This window comes from Alteromonas sp. AMM-1 (genome assembly GCF_047290655.1).
Taxonomy (GTDB): Bacteria; Pseudomonadota; Gammaproteobacteria; order Enterobacterales; family Alteromonadaceae; genus Alteromonas; species Alteromonas mangrovi.
This window is the reverse complement of record NZ_JBLBUE010000235.1, coordinates 1-4,134: the sequence shown is the minus strand read 5'-3', so window position 1 is coordinate 4,134 and position 4,134 is coordinate 1. Positions and strand designations below refer to the sequence as shown.

Annotated in this window: 4 protein-coding genes; all 4 read right to left on the bottom strand. The window is 47.8% G+C overall.

Annotation, left to right across the window (positions count from 1 at the left end; translation table 11 throughout):
- On the bottom strand, positions 1 to 2,079 hold a 2,079-nt coding region (locus tag ACLR2L_RS19290), incomplete at its 3' end, for a TonB-dependent receptor plug domain-containing protein (RefSeq protein WP_413370530.1).
- A 20-nt stretch (positions 2,080 to 2,099) separates the two neighbouring features.
- Positions 2,100 to 3,122, bottom strand: coding sequence for a FecR family protein (locus ACLR2L_RS19285; protein ID WP_413370528.1), 1,023 nt, complete (start codon positions 3,120 to 3,122; stop codon positions 2,100 to 2,102).
- A 58-nt stretch (positions 3,123 to 3,180) separates the two neighbouring features.
- Entirely contained in the window at positions 3,181 to 3,723 is a 543-nt protein-coding gene (locus tag ACLR2L_RS19280; RefSeq protein ID WP_413370526.1) for an RNA polymerase sigma factor, read from the bottom strand.
- Positions 3,724 to 3,844: 121 nt separating this feature from the next.
- Positions 3,845 to 4,134: hypothetical protein (locus ACLR2L_RS19275; RefSeq protein WP_413370524.1), on the bottom strand; the 290-nt coding region annotated here is incomplete at its 5' end.

The following is a 4,134-nucleotide window of genomic DNA, read 5'->3' as shown; positions in this document are numbered from 1 at the left end:
GGGTAACCAGTTCATTTGGCTTAGTTCATTGTATTCCGTAGGAGTGTCAGAAAAATGAATACGGGTGAGGTCTTGTTCTGTCCTCAAGCCGCTGATAAGTTCCCACTGCTTATGCTGCCACCTATACTGGACAAACCCGGCGGCCTGCACTTCTCTTATTAAGTTGTTTTGTGATATCTGATTGTCTGGCTTGATAAAAGGGGAAAACGCTATGGCGTCAGGAGACTGCGGTACAGCAAAATATGCGAAGACCGATTGGGGATTTAGTGCCAGCCAGTTAAGCTTAGGATGAGCGTGCAGAATATAAGACGAGCCTTCTGGAACATGATTTAAAACTGATGATGTTGTCCACTCAGCCAGTAAAATATCCTGAATGTTGGTATAGTTTAACGAATTTTTAAAGTGGGTCAGGTCAATGCCCAAAGTCCATTCAGAGTGAGCATTGTGGGTATAATCCAACTGATACCGGGCATTGGAAAAGAGGGTTCTTGCGAGATACTTTTCACTATCGAGTTCGTTCATTTTCCAGAATGACGGGGTAGTTAAATCGTCAGCGTAGGCAATATCAGGAAAATGGTAATCGCTACGGTAATCAACGGTAATGTCACTGCTGCCCCGCATGTAAGCCTTAATACTAAGAGGCATTTCATAACTGGCTTGCTCTACTCCAAAAGTGCCCGTGCCCGATAGTAAACTATTAATACGGTGCTCGGTATTTACGACCCACTGCTGGTAATGAGTGGCGACTTTCTGGACACGACTTTCGGTGCCAACCCTTGCGTTTTGGTAACTGGCGTAAATGAGCTCATTTTGCTGGTTAACCTGTGCGCCTGTTACATGCGTTTGACCTTCAATAATCGGCGTTGAATTATACCCACGAGGGTAAAGATGGTTTTCCCGTCGTTCGCCGCTAAATTCGCCATAAAGCCAGTCAAAGGTAATATGACTTTGGTGGGTCAGATATTCCAGCGATGCACCAATGCCCAGTCGTTGCATATTACTTTGCCAAACTGAATAACGGTTTCCCCGGGGGATCCATAATTGCTGGCCCTGCCAGGCTTGTTGAATGTCGGTGGGAAGTGCCGATATGTCGGCCCCATCAGGGGGAGTTTTGCGCCAGCGAAACGTATTTGCTCCCACTTCCCTCGATTGTTGGCTGCCATAAGACACTGACAGCAGCGCTCCCCAGTTACCTCGAGTTGATGACAGCATGCCGGATAAACGCGGTGCTATACCACCGGCATATTGGTTAGTGCCTACCTGTTGTGTAAATGACCAGCGCAGGCCTGGCGTGTCGAACGGATGGGCCGTTTGCAGGGCTGCTATACCTGCCAGAGCACCGCTTGGTTGATCAGCGGTGTAACTTTTTATGACCTGAATTTCACTAAATAACTCTGTGGCAAACAGATTCATGTCGAAAGAGCGGTCCCGATGTTTCTGCAAGCGACTATCCATTGGCGAATCATTATTGGCAAGCACTGGCATTCCGTTAAGCTTTACCAGGGTAAAGTCGGGGTTAAGCCCTCGCAACACGATCTGCCGCCCTTCGCCAGCCTCCCGGGTAATCGACATGCCCGGAATGCGTTGAAGCGACTCGGCCAGATTTCTATCCGGGTAAGATGCAATATCGCGGGCGGCGATCACATCACTTATTAGAGAGGATTGCTGTTTTTGTTGACGCGATCGGTTCAGTGAAGCACGAATACCGTTAACTGCGACTTCTTCTATAACCTTTTGCTGTTGATGGGTTTGTTCAGCCTTAATGATGATACCGTCATCATTGATCTGATAGGTAAGGCCAGTATTTATTAATAATTCGGCAAGAGCGTTATCAAGGGTGTAGTGGCCTTTAAGCTCAGCGGAAGCTAAATGATCGATGCGTTTCGCATTGACAATAAATGCCCTGTTAAAGGTAATGGCCAGCGATTGAAGCGCTTGCTGTAAAGGCTGTGCCTTCAGATAAACTGGCCGTTCAAGTTCAGCGGGTGTTGCCGCAACGGGAAGACAGACCAGTAAACTGAGTACAACAGCCAGTCTAAAGGAGCGTGGTAATGCAGTGATTGAGGTAACCGCTAGCATGGGTTAGCCATATTGTGCTACTACAGCGTTACGGATAGCTGGTAGTAATCAGGCAATTCTGTAAGAGTTAAATCATCCATGGCACTTAATAATTGCAGAGCTTGCTGAGGCACTTTTAAGTTAAACCGTCCTGACACCGGTAGGTCTGTCTGGCCGTTAATTCTTATCGGTTTATCTGTATATCGGTTGAGTCTTATAACCACATCACCAAGAGGTTGCTGATTGACTTCCAGCCAACCGGTTCGCCAATCCGGCAACTGCATATTAGTGAACGTAAATGTTGACTGCCATTGGCCGTTTCTCAATATTACCCCCTCGCCCTTATGCAACATCAGGGCTTTGTCTGCGTTAACCTTTACTAGTCCTTCGTACACCCGAATTTCGGTTTTATCGGCTAAACGATCAATATCAAAAGCAGTACCAACTACCTGCACCGAAGCAGTATCGAGTTGCACGATAAATGGGCGCCGAGGCTCATGAGCTATATCAAAGTATGCCTGACCATGAGGCAGACTGACCTCTCTGAAGTTTTCATTATGATTTACGGTGAGAGCGCTATCGCCATTTAAATAAACGATGGAGCCATCTTTCAGTAAGGACGAGCTATGTTCACCGATCCCAGTTATAAACTGTTTTGACTGAGACTGATAACTGGCCGAGTTTGCCGCTTGATGATGTGGCGGGGACGTCGGGTCTGGCAAGTTGTTATTCAATGTAAATAATGCTGCAAACAAAGCCACCGCTGCGGCGCTTGCAAGGCCAATGTTGTTCCAGAAAGTTTTTGTTACGCGGCTATCTTTTATGTCCTCTTCGGAAATAGAAGCTGAGGCGGTGGGTACTAGTGTAACCGTAACAGAATCTTTAATCCGCTGTGCAGCCACCTTTACTTCCGGCTGACCTAACGCTGTTGCAATACGAGTAAAAGCTTGCTGGTTATCTGCACAAGTGAGCCATTCAGCGAATAGCAGCTTCTCCTGCTCACTGAATTCGTCAATGCGGTCAAACCATTCTGCAGCTTGTTCTAATCGTTGCGACTCTGTCATTACTGTCTCTTAAAAAAGGTCATGATATGTAGATTCTGAATTACACTAAACGGGGACACTAATTCTCAGTTATCCAGCCTTCGGCCTCGAGTTTTACGGTGAGTTCCACCATCGCCCTGGTTAGATGCTTTTTCACGGCTTCCACACTGAGGTCGAGGCGGCTGGCAATTTCATCACGGGTTAACCCATCCACCCTGCGTAATATAAATACCTCACGACGTAGCGGTGACATATTGTTAAGGATCGCTTCAATACTGCTGAGTTTTTGCTGCTGGATGAAGGTAAGTTCGGGGCCGTCATTGGCCGCTTCCAAGTCAATATGCTCAATTTCAACAGCATTAGGAATACGCTTACGCTGAAAGTCACAGAGGACGGATTTCGCCACGGTGATCATATATGCCAAAGGATTATCCAGATCCGAAAAACGGGTGCTGCGACCAGTGCGCAGTAGAGTCTCCTGATAAATATCATCTGCCTGTGCGGAATCGTGGGTTAGTCCGTGAATAAACGCTTTCAGCGCAGCGCTAAGCTGCTCAGCTTCCGTTGTAGTTAAACATTGCCAGTCGATATTAATGCCCGGTTGCATCGAGACCTGAATCACTTATCTTTTAAAGTCCTCGAACTTAATGGTAAAGCATGACAGTTCGATGACAACGCAAAGCTATGTATCGTTCAAATGAGTGGGTTTAACCCGCTATCTATCCCGTCTTCCCCGCTTAACCTTAAACCGTCATCCCCGAGTTTTCTTTATCGTCATCCCCGCGCAGGCGGGGATCTTGTTTGGCATCGGCACGCTGTTTGGGTAGACCCCGGATCGAGCCCGGGGTGACGGGGAGGGGAGACATCCCGCGTTTCACTACCGTCGTCCCCGCGTTTTCTTCATCGTCATCCCCGCGCAGGCGGGGATCTTGTTTGGCATTGGTACACTGTTTGAGTAGAGTCCGGGGTGACTGTAAGGGAGTGTCATCCCCGCTTAACCTTAAACCGTCATCCCCGCGCAGGCGGGGATCTT